Genomic DNA, 15672 nt, shown 5'->3' on the forward strand with positions numbered 1-15672 from the left:
CGCCCGCGGCCGCACTTGTGTCCGGCGCCGATCATGGCACGGGCGGGTGCTCCCGCGCGTGCATCTCTCCTGTGCCTGGGTCCAGCGGCCCTTGCCCCTGTCCAGGGGCCGGGCGGGCACCTACCCTCGGCCCGGTGACCGCCCCCACCGCCCCCGAGCGGCTGCTCTCCGTGCTCGCCGCGTTCGACCACGGGCACCCGGCGCTGTCCCTGACGGACATCAGCCGGCGGGCCGGGCTGAGCCTGACCACCGCGCACCGGCTGGTGGGCGCCCTGACCCGGTGGGGTGCGCTGGAGCGGGACGAGTCGGGCGTCTACCACGTCGGGCTGCGGCTGTGGGAGATCGCCGCGCTCGCCCCGCGCGGTCTCGCGCTGCGGCAGGTCGCGTGGCCGTACCTGGAGGACCTGTACGAGGCGACCCACGAGAACGTGCAGCTGGCGGTGCGGGACGGCGGCGAGGTGGTCTACATCGAGTGGCTGGCGGCGCGGTCGTCGGTCGGCGTGCACATCCGCGTCGGCGCCCGCTGGCCGCTGCACGCCACCGGGGTCGGGCTCGCCCTGCTGGCCCACGGCGAACCGGAGTTCCAGGAGGCCTACCGCGCCGGTCCGCTGGCCTCCTTCACCCCGTACACGATCACCGATCCGGACCGGCTGCGCCGGATGCTGGCCGAGGTGCGGCGCACCGGGGCGGCGGTGAGCGACCGTCAGATCACCGACGACGCCCTCTCGGTCGCCGCCCCGGTGCACGGCCCGGACGGCACCGTGACGGCGGCCGTGTCGGTGGTCGTGCCGCACGCCGACGCCCGGGTGCCGACGCTGGTCCCGGCGGTCCGGCTGGCGGCCCGCGGCATCTCACGGGCCCTGGGCTGGCGCCCGGATATCCCTCTCACCGGTGAGGACCGCCCCCCGCGCACCTGTTGATACTGGGACGGTCCTTGCCCCGAGGAGCCGCCCATGTCCGCCCGGTCCCCGCTGTCCTCCCCGTCTCCCTCCCCGCTCGCCCCCGTCCTGGCGCGGCTGCGTACGACCAATCCGTACGCCGTGGACGCCGCGGTCGCCGGGCTGGTGCTGTTCGCCGTCTCGTTGCAGTGGCTGTTCCCCGACGAGGGCGACGACCCCCTGTCCTGGCAGGGCTGGCTGCTCGGCGCCGCGACCGCCGTGCCGCTGGTGTGGCGGCATGCCGCGCCCTTCGCTACGGCCTGTGCCGTGTCGGTGGCCACCCCGGTCCAGGCGCTGTACCACGCGCCGCCGCCCGACCTGATGTACGGCGGCTTCGTCGTCCTGTACACGCTGGCCGCACTGGCCCGGCCCTGGCAGCGGCGGATGATGCTGGCGGGCTGGCTGGTCGGGGTCGCCACCACCATCAGCCACCGGGAGGACGCCGAACCGTTCGAGTACGCCTTCCAGTTGCTGAGCATCGTGTGCGCGTACGCGCTCGGCTCGCTCACCCGGACCCAGCGCGCCTACACCGCGGAGCTGGAGGACCGGGCGCGGCGGCTGGAGCGTGAGCGGGCGGCCGACACCGCGCGGGCCACGGCGCAGGAACGGGCCCGTATCGCCCGCGACATGCACGACATCCTGGCGCACGCGGTGAGCCTGATGGTGGTGCAGGCCGAGGCCGGGCCGGTCGTCGTGCGCAGTGATCCGGCGCGCGCCGAGGCCGCCTTCGACGCGATCGCGACCACCGGCCGGGACGCGATGACCCAACTGCGCCGCATCCTCGGGGTGCTCAAGCAGGAGGAGGAGCGGGAGTCCGGGCCGCGGCGGCTGCCCCAGCCGGGCCTGGCCGCGCTGCCGGGACTGGTCCGCCGGGTCGGTGAATCGACCGGTCTCATCGTGGAGTTGCGCGTGTCCGGCACACCGAGCCCGCTGCCCCCGGACAGCGAGGTCGCCGTCTACCGCATCGCGCAGGAGGCCCTCACCAACACGGTCAAGCACGCGTACGCTTCCTGCGCGACGGTCGTACTCGACTGGGCGGAGGACGAGGTGACCCTGACGGTGACGGACGACGGACGAGGCCCCGCGGCCCCGGGCGGCGGCGGACACGGGCTGATCGGCATCCGGGAGCGGGCCGCCGCCTGCGGGGGCGGGGCCGTCACCGGCGCCGGACCCGACGGCGGCTTCCGGGTCCACGTACGCCTGCCCGTCGCGGCCGGCCGGCGGGCGGCGCTCGGGTGAGTGTCCGGGTGGTGGTCGCCGACGACCAGGAGCTGGTGCGCAGCGGGTTCAGCATGATCCTCGAGGCGCAGCCCGACATCGAGGTGGTCGCGGAGGCCGGGGACGGCGCGGAGGCGGTCGCCGCGGTCGAGCGGCACACGCCGGACGTGCTGCTCCTGGACATCCGCATGCCGGTCATGGACGGTCTCGACGCGGCCCGGCGGGTGTGCGCGGGCTCCGCCTGCAAGGTCGTCATGCTGACCACCTTCGACCTCGACGAGTACGTGTACGAGGCCCTGTACGCGGGTGCCAGCGGCTTCCTGCTCAAGGACGTGCGCCGGGACGACCTGGTGCACGCGGTGCGGGTGGTCGCGGCCGGCGACTCGCTGCTGGCCCCGGCGGTGACGCGCCGGCTGGTCGCGGACATCGTGCGGCGCCGCCGTGAGGAGGCCACGGCCGAGGTCACCCCGGAGCGTCTGGAGGTGCTGACCGCGCGCGAGGTGGAGACGCTGCGGCTGCTGGCGCGGGGACTGTCCAACTCCGAGATCGCCACGACCCTGTTCGTGAGCGAGCACACCGTCAAGACGCATGTCAGCAACGTGCTGAGCAAGCTCGGTCTCAGGGACCGGGTGCAGGCGGTGATCTGCGCGTACGAGACGGGTCTGGTGGCTCCCGGCTCCCCCTGACGGGTGAGGCGGCGGGCGTTCTCCCCCGTGCGGGCGAGGCCCCGAACCGCTCCCCCGGGCGATCCGGCGCACCCCCGGCGGCCCCGACCCTGGTGGCGACGGAGCAAGACCTGAATCCGATCGCCGGGAGGGACCGTGCTGTCCACACTCGCCCGGGCGGCGACCCGCCGCCCCCTGACCGTGCTCCTCCTGTGGGGCCTGTTCCTGCTGCTCGGCTTCGGCCTCGGCACGGGTGTCTTCGGGAAGCTCTCCGACGACGTGCCCGACGTCCCGGGCACCGAGTCGCAGATCGCCGCCGAACACCTGGACGGCCTGGACCCGGCGGGCGCCTCGATCACCGGCGTGGTCGAGGCCGCCGCCGTCGCGGACCCCGCCGTGCGCGCCGAGGTGCGGCGGGCCGTGGCCGATCTGCGGGAGGTCGCGGGCGTCGCCGAGGTGCCCGACCCCTACACCACACCCGGGCTGGTCGCCGAGGACGGACGGGCCCTGGTCGTCCCCGTCGCCCTGGACGGCGGCCTCGACGACGGCGCCGAGGAGGCCGCGGTGGACGACGCGGCCGACCGATTGCACGGGATCACCGGGAGCGAGGTGTCCGGGGTCCACGTCAGCGGCGGACCGCTGCTGGGTCAGCAGCTCGGCGAGCGCGCCCAGGAGGACGTGAAGCAGGCCGAGCTGATCTCGCTTCCGGTCGTGCTGGTCCTGCTGCTCGTGGTGTTCGGAGGGCTGCGTGCCGCCGGGCTGCCGTTGCTGGTGGCGGTCGCCGGGATCGCGGGCGCGTTCCTCGCGCTGTTCGGCTTCAGCCAGTTCACGGACATCTCCGTGTACGCGATCCAGGTCACGACGATGCTGGGACTCGGTCTGGCGGTGGACTACGCCCTGCTGATGCTGGTGCGCTTCCGCGAGGAGCGGCGGCACACCCCGGACGTGGTGGAGGCCGTGCACCGTACGGTCGCGGCGGCCGGGCGGACCGTGCTGTTCTCCGGTCTGACGGTGGCCGTGAGCCTGGCCGGGCTGCTGGTCTTCCCGAGTACGTTCCTGCGCAGCATGGGGCTCGCGGTGGCCGCGGTGGTCGTCGTCGACATGCTGGCGGCGCTGACGCTGCTGCCCGCGCTGCTGGCCCGGTTCGGCGGCCGGATCCCCCCGGCGAAGGCGCGGCCGGAGGAGGAGGGCCGGCTCTTCGCCCGCATCGCCCGCTTCGCCGCCCGGCGGCGCGTGGCCGTCCTGGCGGTGGCCGTCCCGGCCCTGCTGGTGCTGGCCCTGCCGGTCGGCGGCCTGACCATCAACCTCGGGGACGCGCGGCAGCTCCCCAAGGACACCGAGGCACGGCAGCTGTACGACGCGATCGAGGCGCACTTCCCGCCGGGTACCGGCGTCTCACCGGTCACGGTGGTCCTGCGGCCCGGCACCGACACCGCGACGGCCGACCGGATCCGCGCCCTCGCTCCGGGCACCGCCGCCCGTGACCTGCCCGGCGGCACCACCGTGCTGGAACTGCCCCCGGGCGGACCGGCCGACGGCCCGGCGGCCACCGAACTGGTCGAGCGGGTACGGGAGGTGCGCGGCGACGCACCCGTCCAGGTCACCGGCAGCGCGGCCCAGCTGGTGGACTTCCGGCAGATGCTCGCCGACCGGGCACCGTGGGCGGCGCTGACCGTGCTGGCCGGGATCTTCGTGCTGCTGTTCGCGTTCACCGGGTCGGTGCTGCTGCCGCTGCGCACCGTCGCGACCACGCTGCTCAGTCTCGGAGCCGCGCTGGGTGCGGTGGTCTGGGTGTTCCAGGACGGCCATCTGGCCGGGCTGATCGGTGCCGAGGGGCTGGGCGCGCTGAGCCTGACGGCGCCACCGCTGATCATCGCCATCGCCTTCGGACTGGCCATGGACTACGAGCTGTTCATCCTGGCCCGGATGCGCGAGGCCCGGGAGCTGACCGGCGACGACCGGGAGGCCGTGGTGACCGGCCTGCGCCGGTCCGGCCGGGTGGTGACCTGCGCCGCGCTGCTCCTCGCGGTGGTGTTCGGCGCCTTCATGACGGGCGGCTTCTCGCCGATCCTTCAGATCGGGCTCGGCCTCACCCTGGCGGTGCTGATCGACGCCACGGTGGTCCGGATGCTGCTGGTGCCGGCCACGATGGCGCTGCTGGGCCGGCGCGCCTGGTGGGCCCCGAAGCCGCTGCGCCGGGCACACGACCGGTTCGGGGTGCGCGAGGAGGCCCCCGTCCCGGCTCGGCCGCAGCCCGCGGCGCGCTGAGGCACCGGACGCGCCGGCCGGCGGCGAGTCGCGGGACCCGGCGACGGGCCGCGGCGCGGTCACCGGCCACGAGGCCCGCGACACCCGGAGCGGACCGGCCGGCCGTGGCCCTCCCCGGCGGGGGTGGGGAGGGCCACGGCCGGGGCGCGCGGGCCGGACGCCCGCCCTCGCCCGGCACCTTTCGTGACGTTCACGACGTTCACGGACTGAACTCCCCGGCGCCGCAAGGACTTTCTCGGCTTCACCTCTTGACGGCGGCGGCGACCCGGAGCACATTGGCCGCACTCTGAGAGCGCTCTCAAACGTCTCCCCGCGGAGCGCGCTCGGGGCGTACCGCTTCCCACTCCCGCATCGAGAGGCGAACCCCCACATGAGTCAGACATCCGGGAACCCGCCCAGACGCCGGCCGCTGCGCCGGGCGCTGGTGGCCGTCGTCGGCACGCTCGGCCTCGCCGCGGCGGCCACGACCGTCACGGGCCCGTCGGCGGGCGCGGCCGTCCCACCGCCCCCGTCCGGCTGGACCCAGGTCTTCGCCGACGACTTCGACGGCGCGGCCGGCTCCGGCGTGAACACCGCGAACTGGCAGTACGACACCGGCACCTCGTACCCCGGCGGCCCGGCCAACTGGGGCACCGGCGAGATCGAGACGATGACCTCGTCCCCGGACAACGTCTCGCTGGACGGCAGCGGAAACCTGCGCATCACCCCGCGGCGCGACGGCGCGGGCAACTGGACCTCGGGCCGCATCGAGACCAAGCGCGCCGACTTCGAGCCCCCGGCCGGCGGCACGCTGCGCGTGGAGGCCCGCATCCAGGTCCCGAACGTCACCGGGGCGGCGGCCAAGGGCTACTGGCCGGCGTTCTGGATGCTCGGCTCGCCCTACCGGGGCAACTACTGGAACTGGCCCGGTGTCGGCGAGATCGACATCATGGAGAACACCCAGGGCCTCAACACGGTGTGGTCCACGCTGCACTGCGGCACCTCGCCCGGCGGCCCCTGCAACGAGACCAGCGGCATCGGCGGCAACACCCCGTGTCCCGGCGCCACCTGCCAGGCGGGCTTCCACACCTACCGGGTGGAGTGGGACCGCTCGACGAGCGTCGAGGAGATCCGCTTCTCCGTCGACGGCAACAACTTCCACACCGTCCGCGCCAACCAGGTCGACGCGACGACCTGGGCGAACGCCACCAACCACGGCTACTTCATCATCCTGAACGTCGCGATGGGCGGCGGCTTCCCGGACGCCTTCGGCGGCGGCCCGGACGGCGGCACCCAGCCCGGCCACTCCATGCTCGTGGACTACGTCCAGGTGCTGTCGGCCGGTGGGAGCGGTACCACGCCGCCGCCGACCGGCGGTGACCGCGACGCGTACAGCGCCATCGAGGCCGAGTCGTACGACGGCCAGTCCGGCACGATGACCGAGGGCAGCTCGGACTCGGGCGGCGGGAGCAACCTCGGCGCCCTCGCGAACGGCGACTGGGTCCAGTACAAGGGCGTCGAGTTCGGGTCGAGCGCGGCGACCCAGTTCAAGGCCCGGGTGGCCAGCGGTGCCGCCGCCGGGGTCAGCGGCCTGGTCGAGGTGCGCCTGGACAGCCGTACCGGCACGCCGATCGGCAGCTTCGCCGTGGGCAACACGGGCGGCTGGCAGTCGTGGCGGACGATCCCGGCGAACATCGCCTCGGTGACGGGCACCCACGACGTCTACCTGACCTTCACCAGCGGCCAGAGCGCCGACTTCGTCAACGTGAACTGGTTCAGCTTCGGCCGCTGAGCGGCGACCGGCCCCCCGCAGGAGGGCGAAGGGGCTCCACGCGCCGTGGGGCCCCTTCGTCGTGCCGGGCGGAGCCGCTCAGCGCAGCTCGGCCCGGAAGGCCGCGGGCGTCTGGTCGGTGTGCTGCTGGAAGAACTTGGAGAAGTTCGCCGCGTCCGGGAAGCCGACCGCCGCGCCGACCCGGCCGATCGGCATCTCGGTGTGGGCGAGCAGCCGCTTGGCCTCCAGGACGACGCGCTTGTCGATGAACCCCTTGGGCGTCTGGCCGGTGGCGGCGCGCACCGCGCGGACCAGGGTGCGGCGGGAGTAACCGAGCGCGTCGGCGTAGGCGCTGACGCTGTGGTTGGTGGCGAAGCCCCGCTCGACCGCGTCCCGGAAGAGGGTGAAGGTGCTGTCCCCCGGCGCGTCCGCCCGTCCCTGCCGCGCCGCGTGTGCGGAGCTGGCCGCGAGATGCGCGAGGCGCAGCAGGAACGCGGAGAGCGTGTGGCGCAGTACGGCGGTGTGCAGGCTCAGCGGGAGCGTGGTCGCGTCCTCGTACTCGCGCCGCAGCTGGTCGAGCGCCGCCGTCAGGGCGGCGAGCCGCGCCCGGTCGGGGTGGAGCAGCGGTGGCAGGTCGTAGCGGTAGAGACCGGTGGCCTCCACGGTGGCGCGGGGCAGGAAGCCGGGCTGCATGGTCAGCACCGTTCCGCGGTACTCGCCCTCGGGCGCGAAGCGGTGGACCTGGCCGGGACGGATCCAGAGCAGATCGCCCGCCGCCGCCTCGTACTCGGCGAAGTCGATCATGTGAAGGACCGGGCCGCCGGTGAAGAGCATGACGGTGTGGAAGTCGATGCGGTGCACCCGGTTCAGGGGGGCGTGCGCGTGCCACGTGCTCCCGGGTCCCATGGGCCCGACCTGCACGCCGACTCCGAGGAGGCTGAGATCGACCGGGAAGGGGAACGTTCTGATCCCGTCGCCGCCGCCTTGGTGTCTTTCGTTTGCCATGTCCTTCTCGCACCGTCCCGCCCGTGCGCCCCGCGGTCGGGGCGTGTCCCAGTTTCACCACAGGCTGGCACACTCCGACCTTCACTCTCAAAAGTCAGACTTTTAAGTTTGAACGCGTCAGACCAGCTACCCCGCTCCGATCGAGGACTTCTTGAAGATGAGCACGCAGTCGAGCAAGCAGGCAGTGGAACCGACAGTGGACAGCGCGGACCGCTTCGAATGGACCGAACTCGACCGGCGTGCCGTCGACACCGCCCGGGTTCTCGCGGCGGACGCCGTGGAGAAGGTGGGGAACGGCCACCCGGGCACGGCGATGGCCCTGGCCCCCGCGGCGTACACGATCTTTCAGAAGGTGATGCGACACGACCCCGCCGATCCCGAGTGGACCGGCCGTGACCGCTTCGTCCTCTCCCCCGGCCACACCTCGCTGACCCTCTACACCCAGCTCTTCCTCGCCGGGTACGAGGTCGGGCTGGACGACCTCAAGGCCTTCCGCACGCACGGCTCCAAGACGCCGGGCCACCCCGAGTACGGGCACACGGCGGGCGTGGAGACCACCACCGGGCCGCTGGGCCAGGGCGTGGCCAACGCGGTGGGCATGGCGATGGCCGCCCGCTACGAGCGCGGCCTGTTCGACCCCGAGGCCCCCGAGGGCGAGTCGCCCTTCGACCACACGATCTGGGCGATCGTCTCCGACGGCGACCTCCAGGAGGGCGTCTCCGCCGAGGCGTCGTCGATGGCCGGTCACCAGAAGCTCGGCAATCTGGTCTTCCTCTACGACGACAACCACATCTCGATCGAGGGCGACACCGTGACCGCGTTCTCCGAGGACGTGCTGCAACGCTACGAGGCGTACGGCTGGCACACACAGCGCATCGAACCCGCCGAGAGCGGCGACGTGGACGTGCACGCGCTGCACGCGGCGCTGACGGCTGCGAAGGCCGAGACCGGCCGCCCGTCCATCATCGCGATGCGCACCGTCATCGCCTGGCCCGCCCCGAACGCGCGGAACACCGAGGCCTCCCACGGCTCCGCCCTCGGCGCCGAGGAGGTCGCCGCCACCAAGCGCGTCCTCGGCTTCGACCCGGAGCGGTCCTTCGAGGTCGCCGGCGACGTGCTGGCCCACACCCGCCGGGCCCTGGACCGCGGCGCCGAGGCGCACGCCGCCTGGGACAAGCGGATCGCCGCCTGGCGCGACGCCGCCCCCGAGCGCGCGGCGCTGTTCGACCGCGTGGTCGCGGGGCGTCTGCCCGAGGGCTGGGAGGACGCCCTGCCGGTGTTCGAGACCGGCAAGGCGGTCGCCACCCGGGCCGCCTCGGGCAAGGTCCTCCAGGCGCTCGGCCCGGTGCTGCCCGAGCTGTGGGGCGGCTCCGCCGACCTGGCCGGCTCCAACAACACCACCATCGACAAGACCAGCTCCTTCCTGCCCGAGGGCAACCCGCTGCCCGGGGCCGACCCGTACGGCCGCACCGTGCACTTCGGCATCCGCGAGTTCTCCATGGCCGCGGAGATGAACGGCATCGCCCTGCACGGCAACACCCGGATCTACGGCGGCACCTTCCTGGTCTTCTCCGACTACATGCGCAACGCGGTGCGCATGTCCGCGCTGATGCAGCTGCCGGTGACGTACGTGTGGACGCACGACTCGATCGGACTCGGCGAGGACGGCCCGACGCACCAGCCGGTGGAGCACCTGGCCGCCCTGCGCGCCATCCCCGGTCTCAACGTCGTCCGCCCGGCCGACGCCAACGAGACCGCGACCGTGTGGGCGGAGATCCTCCGCCGCCACTCCACCCACCCGGCGCCGCACGGCCTCGCCCTCACCCGCCAGGGCGTGCCGGCCTACGCGCCGAACCCGGACGCGGCGCGCGGCGGGTACGTCCTCGCCGACGCCGCCTCCGGCACCCCGGACGTCGTACTGATCGCCACCGGCTCCGAGGTGCAGCTCGCGATGGCGGCCCGGGAGGCGCTGGAGGCCGAGGGCACCGCCACCCGGGTGGTGTCGATGCCGTCCGTGGAGTGGTTCGAGGAGCAGCCCCGCGCCTACCGCGAGAGCGTGCTGCCGCCGTCCGTGCGGGCCCGGGTGGCCGTGGAGGCCGGGATCGGCCTGACCTGGCACCGGTACGTCGGGGACGCGGGCCGCATCGTCTCCCTGGAGCACTTCGGCGCCTCCGCCGACGCCAAGACCCTGTTCACCGAGTTCGGCTTCACCGCCGGGCACGTGGCCGCCGCCGCCAGGGAATCCCTGGCCGCGGCCCGCGGCTGATCCCACCGGATCCCATCCCGGACCGGACCCGTTTCGACCTCGTCCCGAGGGCAGAAAGAGAAGATGATCACTGTGACCGAAGCAACCGCCACCGCGGGAGCACTACAGCGCCTGGCCGATCAGGGCGTGTCCGTCTGGCTCGACGACCTGTCGCGGCGGCGGATCGAGTCCGGCAACCTCGCCGAGCTGATCAGGACGAGGAACGTCGTCGGCGTCACCACCAACCCGTCCATCTTCCAGGCCGCCATAGGCTCCGGCGAGGGCTACGAGGAGCAGCTCGCCGACCTGGCGACGCGCGGCGTCACCGTCGACGAGGCGGTCCGCATGATGACCACCGCCGACGTCCGCGCCGCCGCCGACGTGCTGCGCGGGGTGTACGACGCCACCGGCGGGCGCGACGGCCGGGTCTCCATCGAGGTCGACCCGCGCCTGGCCCACGACACGGCGGCGACGGTCGCCGAGGCGCGTCAGCTGGCCTGGCTGGTCGACCGCCCCAACGTGATGATCAAGATCCCGGCGACGAAGGCCGGGCTCCCGGCGATCACCGAGGTCATCGGCGCCGGCATCAGCGTCAACGTCACGCTGATCTTCTCCCTGGAGCGCTACCGCGAGGTCATGGACGCCTACCTCGCCGGTCTGGAGAAGGCGCAGACGGCCGGGATCGACCTGGCCGGCATCCACTCGGTCGCGTCCTTCTTCGTCTCCCGCGTGGACAGCGAGATCGACAAGCGCCTGTCCCTGCTGGGCACCGACGAGGCGCTCGGCCTGCGCGGAAGGGCGGCACTGGCCAACGCGCGACTGGCCTACGAGGCGTACGAGAACGTCTTCGCGGGCGACCGCTTCACCGCCCTGGCCGGGGCCCGCGCCAACCCCCAGCGCCCCCTGTGGGCGTCCACCGGTGTGAAGGACCCGGCATTCCGGGACACCCTGTACGTGGAGGAGCTGGTCGCTCCCGGCACCGTGAACACGATGCCGGAGGCCACCCTGGACGCCGCCGCCGATCACGGCGAGGTCCGGGGCGACACGGTCACCGGCGGGTACGCCCAGGCCCGGGCCGACCTCGCGGCGGTGGAGCGGCTCGGCGTGTCGTACGACGAGGTGGTGGAGCAGTTGGAGCGAGAGGGCGTGGCGAAGTTCGAGGCGGCCTGGGACGACCTGCTCGCCGCCGTGACGAAGTCCCTCGACAGCAAGGGAGTTGACGGGGAATGAGCGAGGAGCTTCCCGCTGGGGCGGCCCAGGAGACCAAGGCGACGAAGGAAGCCAAGGAGGCCCGGACGGCCCGGGAGGCGGCGGGACCGCTGCACGCCGAGGCGGCCGAGGAGGCCCGCGCCGCCGGCGCGGCGAAGGCGGCCGGACCGTCGAAGGCTCCCCGGAGCGCGAAGAAGACCGGGACGTCCCGCGCCGCCAAGGGGACGAAGGGCAAGGGCGCGGACGCGGAGGCCGTCGAGCCGGTGGCACCGCTCGACTGGAGCAACCCGCTGCGCGATCCCCAGGACCGCCGGCTGCCCCGGATCGCGGGACCGTCCGGGCTGGTCATCTTCGGCGTCACCGGTGACCTGTCCCGCCGCAAGCTGATGCCCGCCGTGTACGACCTGGCCAACCGCGGCCTGCTGCCGCCGGGCTTCTCGCTGGTCGGCTTCGCCCGCCGGGACTGGGAGGACCAGGACTTCGCCGAGGTCGTGCACGACGCGGTCAGGGAGCACGCGCGCACCCCGTTCCGCGAGGAGGTCTGGCAGCAGCTCTCCGAGGGCATGCGCTTCATCCCCGGCGACTTCGACGACGACCACGCGTTCGAACAGCTGCGCAAGGCCGTCGAGGAGCTGGACGCCTCCCGCGGCACCAGCGGCAACTACGCCTTCTACCTCTCGGTGCCGCCGAAGTTCTTCCCGAAGGTGGTCCAGCAGCTCAAGAAGCACGGGCTGACCGACGCACCGGAGGGCTCCTGGCGCCGCGCGGTCATCGAGAAGCCGTTCGGCCACGACCTGGACAGCGCCCGCGACCTGAACGCGCTGGTGCACGAGGTCTTCGACCCGGAGCAGGTCTTCCGCATCGACCACTACCTGGGCAAGGAGACCGTCCAGAACATCCTGGCGCTGCGCTTCGCCAACCAGATGTACGAGCCGATCTGGAACCGGTCCTACGTGGACCACGTGCAGATCACCATGGCCGAGGACATCGGCATCGGCGGCCGGGCCGGCTACTACGACGGCATCGGCGCCGCCCGTGACGTCATCCAGAACCACCTGCTCCAGCTGATGGCGCTGACCGCCATGGAGGAGCCGGCCGCCTTCGACGCGCGGTCGCTGCTCACCGAGAAGCTGAAGGTGCTGCGCGCCGTGCGGCTGCCCGACGACCTGGGCGACCACACCGTACGCGGGCAGTACGCGGGCGGCTGGCAGGGCGGCGCGCAGGTGCCCGGCTACCTGGAGGAGGAGGGCATCGACCCGGCCTCCACCACCGACACCTACGCGGCGATCAAGCTGGGCATCGACAACCGCCGCTGGGCCGGGGTGCCCTTCTACCTGCGCACCGGCAAGCGCCTGGGCCGCCGGGTCACCGAGATCGCGGTGGTCTTCCAGCGGGCCCCGCACTCCCCCTTCGACTCCACCGCGACGGAGGAGCTGGGCGAGAACGCGATCGTCATCCGCGTCCAGCCCGACGAGGGCATGACGGTGCGGTTCGGCTCCAAGGTGCCGGGCACGTCGATGGAGATCCGCGACGTGTCGATGGACTTCGCCTACGGCGAGTCCTTCACCGAGTCCAGCCCGGAGGCGTACGAACGGCTGATCCTGGACGTCCTTCTGGGGGACGCCAACCTGTTCCCGCGCCACCAGGAGGTGGAAGAGTCCTGGCGGATCCTCGACCCGATCGAGGAGTACTGGGCCTCGCACGACAAGCCGGCGCAGTACGCGTCGGGCGGCTGGGGACCGCGGGAAGCCGACGAGATGCTCGCACGAGACGGACGGAGCTGGCGCAGGCCATGAGGATCGACCTGACCGACACCACGGCAAGCAAGATCAACAAGGCGTTGGTGCAGGGCCGTCGGGCCATCGGCACCCCGGCCGTGGGCATGGTGCTCACGCTGGTCATCGTCACCGACGAGGAGAACGCCTACGACGCGATCAAGGCCGCCGAGGAGGCCTCGCACGAGCACCCCTCGCGCACCCTGGTCGTCATCAAGCGCCACCCCCGCAACCTGCGCGACCGCACCCGCTCGCACCTCGACGCCGAGGTCCGGGTCGGCTCCGAGGCCGGGACCGGCGAGACCGTCGTGCTGCGCATGTACGGGGAGGTGTCCGAGCACGCCGATTCGGTGGTGCTGCCGCTGCTGCTGCCGGACGCGCCGGTCGTCGTGTGGTGGCCGGTCCAGGCGCCGGACAACCCCGCGAAGGACCCGCTGGGCGCGCTGGCCCAGCGCCGGATCACCGACCTGTACACGGTCGAGCGGCCGATGGAGGTCCTGGAGCGCCGGGTGCGCGCCTACGCGCCCGGCGACACCGATCTGGCCTGGACCCGGCTGACGCTGTGGCGCTCGATGCTGGCCGCGGCCCTGGACCAGGCCCGGGTGCCGGTGACCTCCGCGGTCGTGGAGGCCGAGGCGGACAACCCGGCGGCCGAGCTGCTGGCCCGCTGGCTGGAGGCCCGCCTGGGCGTCCGGGTGGAGCGCGTGGTCACCGACGGGCCGGTCGTCACGGCGGTCCGGCTCGGCACGGCGGGCGGCGAGATCGTCGTCGACCGGCCGGAGGGCCCGCTCGCCACGATGACCCTGCCCGGTCAGCCCTCGCGCTCGGTGGCCCTGAAGGTGCGCCCCACCTCCGAACTCATCGCCGAGGAGCTCAGGCGCCTCGACGCCGACGAGATGTACGCCATCGCCCTGCGCGGCGAGGCCGGCAAGGAGACCCCTGTCCATGTCTGACACCACCAAGCTCAACCAGCGTCCGGAGTGGACCGCGCTCGCGGACCACCGCAAGGGCGCGCTGCCCCGTCCGGACCTGCGCGAGCTGTTCGACGAGGACCCCGGCCGGGCGGAGCGGTACGTCGTGCGCGTCGGCGACCTGCGCATCGACTACTCGAAGCACCTGGTCACCGACGAGACGCTGGCCCTGCTCCAGGAGCTGGCCACCGCCACCGACGTGTTCGGGCTGCGCGACGCGATGTTCCGCGGTGAGCGCATCAACATCACCGAGGACCGGGCCGTGCTGCACACCGCGCTGCGCGCCCCCAGGGACGCGGTGATCGAGGTCGACGGCGAGAACGTCGTCCCGAAGGTGCACGCCGTACTCGACAAGATGGCCGGCTTCGCCGACCGGGTCCGCTCCGGCGAGTGGACCGGCCACACCGGCAAGCGCATCAGGAACGTCGTCAACATCGGCATCGGCGGCTCCGACCTCGGCCCCGCGATGGCCTACGAGGCGCTGCGGGCCTTCACCGACCGCTCCCTCACCCTCCGTTTCGTGTCCAACGTGGACGGCGCCGACCTGCACGAGGCGGTCCGCGACCTCGACCCGGCCGAGACGCTGTTCATCATCGCCTCCAAGACCTTCACCACCATCGAGACGATCACCAACGCCACCTCGGCGCGCTCCTGGCTGCTGGACGGCCTCGGGGGCGACGAGAAGGCGGTGGCCAAGCACTTCGTGGCGCTGTCGACGAATGCCGAGAAGGTCTCCGGCTTCGGCATCGACACGGCCAACATGTTCGAGTTCTGGGACTGGGTCGGCGGCCGGTACTCCTTCGACTCGGCCATCGGGCTCTCCCTGATGATCGCCATCGGCCCGGACCGCTTCCGCGAGATGCTCGACGGCTTCCGCATCGTCGACGAGCACTTCCGCAACGCCGAGGCCCCGGCCAACGCGCCGCTGCTCCTCGGCCTCCTGGGCGTCTGGTACGGCGACTTCCTGGACGCGCAGTCGCACGCGGTGCTGCCGTACTCGCACTACCTGTCGAAGTTCACCGCGTATCTCCAGCAGTTGGACATGGAGTCCAACGGCAAGTCCGTGGACCGGGACGGGAACCCGGTGCAGTGGCAGACGGGGCCGGTGGTGTGGGGCACGCCGGGCACCAACGGGCAGCACGCCTACTACCAGCTGATCCACCAGGGCACGAAGCTGATCCCGGCGGACTTCATCGGCTTCGCCCGGCCCGTGGGCGAGCTGAGCGACGAACTCAAGGCCCAGCACGACCTGCTGATGGCCAACTTCTTCGCCCAGACCCAGGCCCTGGCCTTCGGCAAGACCCCGGACGAGGTACGCGCCGAGGGAGTGCCGGAGGAACTGGTCCCGCACAAGACCTTCCGCGGCAACCACCCCACCACGACGATCCTGGCCGCCGAGCTGACCCCGTCGGTGCTGGGCCAGCTCATCGCGCTGTACGAGCACAAGGTGTTCGTCCAGGGCGCGATCTGGAACATCGACTCCTTCGACCAGTGGGGCGTCGAACTCGGCAAGGTGCTCGCCAAGCGCGTCGAACCCGCCCTCACCGAGGGCGCCGACGTGCCCGGCCTCGACCCGTCCACGGCCGCGCTGGTGGCCGCCTACCGTGAACTGAAGGAAGTGCACTGAC

General features: G+C 72.8%; 11 protein-coding genes. 10 read left to right on the top strand and 1 reads right to left on the bottom strand.

The window, feature by feature from the left end; translation table 11 throughout:
* Nucleotides 1–134: 134 nt before the first annotated feature.
* The 5 genes from B9W62_RS05775 (at nucleotide 135) to B9W62_RS05795 (ending at nucleotide 6860) form a co-directional block, all read left to right on the top strand.
* The gene (locus B9W62_RS05775; RefSeq protein ID WP_087805818.1) at nucleotides 135–920 is read left to right on the top strand and encodes an IclR family transcriptional regulator; all 786 of its coding nucleotides are present in this window, start codon (nucleotides 135–137) and stop codon (nucleotides 918–920) included.
* Between the two features lie 33 nt (nucleotides 921–953).
* Nucleotides 954–2177 carry a sensor histidine kinase gene (locus tag B9W62_RS05780; protein WP_087805820.1) on the top strand — a complete coding sequence of 408 codons (1224 nt, stop codon included), beginning with the start codon at nucleotides 954–956 and terminating at the stop codon, nucleotides 2175–2177.
* On the top strand, nucleotides 2174–2842 hold the full coding sequence (locus tag B9W62_RS05785; RefSeq protein ID WP_087805822.1) for a response regulator: 669 nt from the start codon (nucleotides 2174–2176) through the stop codon (nucleotides 2840–2842). Before B9W62_RS05780 ends, B9W62_RS05785 begins: the two co-directional genes overlap by 4 nt.
* Nucleotides 2843–2977: 135 nt before the next feature.
* Nucleotides 2978–5089 carry an MMPL family transporter gene (locus B9W62_RS05790; RefSeq protein WP_087805824.1) on the top strand — a complete coding sequence of 704 codons (2112 nt, stop codon included), beginning with the start codon at nucleotides 2978–2980 and terminating at the stop codon, nucleotides 5087–5089.
* Nucleotides 5090–5459: 370 nt separating this feature from the next.
* Nucleotides 5460–6860, top strand: a complete 1401-nt coding sequence (locus B9W62_RS05795; protein ID WP_087805826.1) for a glycoside hydrolase family 16 protein — start codon at nucleotides 5460–5462, stop codon at nucleotides 6858–6860.
* A gap of 78 nt (nucleotides 6861–6938) precedes the next feature.
* Here the strand turns inward: B9W62_RS05795 and B9W62_RS05800 are convergent, their stop codons facing one another.
* The gene (locus B9W62_RS05800) at nucleotides 6939–7844 is read right to left on the bottom strand and encodes a helix-turn-helix transcriptional regulator (protein ID WP_087805828.1); all 906 of its coding nucleotides are present in this window, start codon (nucleotides 7842–7844) and stop codon (nucleotides 6939–6941) included.
* 157 nt (nucleotides 7845–8001) lie between these two features.
* Here B9W62_RS05800 and tkt point away from each other — a divergent pair, with 157 nt between their 5' ends.
* From tkt to pgi, 5 genes are all read left to right on the top strand, one after another.
* Nucleotides 8002–10110 carry a transketolase gene (gene tkt / locus B9W62_RS05805; RefSeq protein WP_087805830.1) on the top strand — a complete coding sequence of 703 codons (2109 nt, stop codon included), beginning with the start codon at nucleotides 8002–8004 and terminating at the stop codon, nucleotides 10108–10110.
* 63 nt (nucleotides 10111–10173) lie between these two features.
* The gene (tal, locus tag B9W62_RS05810; RefSeq protein WP_087805832.1) at nucleotides 10174–11319 is read left to right on the top strand and encodes a transaldolase; all 1146 of its coding nucleotides are present in this window, start codon (nucleotides 10174–10176) and stop codon (nucleotides 11317–11319) included.
* The gene (zwf, locus tag B9W62_RS05815; protein WP_087805834.1) at nucleotides 11316–13094 is read left to right on the top strand and encodes a glucose-6-phosphate dehydrogenase; all 1779 of its coding nucleotides are present in this window, start codon (nucleotides 11316–11318) and stop codon (nucleotides 13092–13094) included. Before tal ends, zwf begins: the two co-directional genes overlap by 4 nt.
* On the top strand, nucleotides 13091–14026 hold the full coding sequence (gene opcA / locus B9W62_RS05820) for a glucose-6-phosphate dehydrogenase assembly protein OpcA (RefSeq protein ID WP_087805836.1): 936 nt from the start codon (nucleotides 13091–13093) through the stop codon (nucleotides 14024–14026). The genes zwf and opcA overlap by 4 nt, the downstream gene beginning before the upstream one ends.
* A complete protein-coding gene (gene pgi, locus B9W62_RS05825) occupies nucleotides 14019–15671 on the top strand; it encodes a glucose-6-phosphate isomerase (RefSeq protein ID WP_087805838.1) in 1653 nt (550 codons plus the stop codon). Before opcA ends, pgi begins: the two co-directional genes overlap by 8 nt.
* Nucleotide 15672: the final 1 nt, after the last annotated feature.

The organism is Streptomyces sp. CS113 (assembly GCF_002188365.1).
Lineage (GTDB): Bacteria > Actinomycetota > Actinomycetes > Streptomycetales > Streptomycetaceae > Streptomyces > Streptomyces tendae.

What these genes read in the sequence shown, in the direction of transcription:
- B9W62_RS05780 (WP_087805820.1), top strand. Translation starts at nt 954, where the DNA reads ATGTCCGCCCGGTCCCCGCTGTCCTCCCCGTCTCCCTCCCCGCTCGCC.
- B9W62_RS05800 (WP_087805828.1), bottom strand. Translation starts at nt 7,844, where the DNA reads ATGGCAAACGAAAGACACCAAGGCGGCGGCGACGGGATCAGAACGTTC.
- zwf (WP_087805834.1), top strand. Translation starts at nt 11,316, where the DNA reads ATGAGCGAGGAGCTTCCCGCTGGGGCGGCCCAGGAGACCAAGGCGACG.
- tal (WP_087805832.1), top strand. Translation starts at nt 10,174, where the DNA reads ATGATCACTGTGACCGAAGCAACCGCCACCGCGGGAGCACTACAGCGC.
- tkt (WP_087805830.1), top strand. Translation starts at nt 8,002, where the DNA reads ATGAGCACGCAGTCGAGCAAGCAGGCAGTGGAACCGACAGTGGACAGC.
- pgi (WP_087805838.1), top strand. Translation starts at nt 14,019, where the DNA reads ATGTCTGACACCACCAAGCTCAACCAGCGTCCGGAGTGGACCGCGCTC.
- opcA (WP_087805836.1), top strand. Translation starts at nt 13,091, where the DNA reads ATGAGGATCGACCTGACCGACACCACGGCAAGCAAGATCAACAAGGCG.
- B9W62_RS05795 (WP_087805826.1), top strand. Translation starts at nt 5,460, where the DNA reads ATGAGTCAGACATCCGGGAACCCGCCCAGACGCCGGCCGCTGCGCCGG.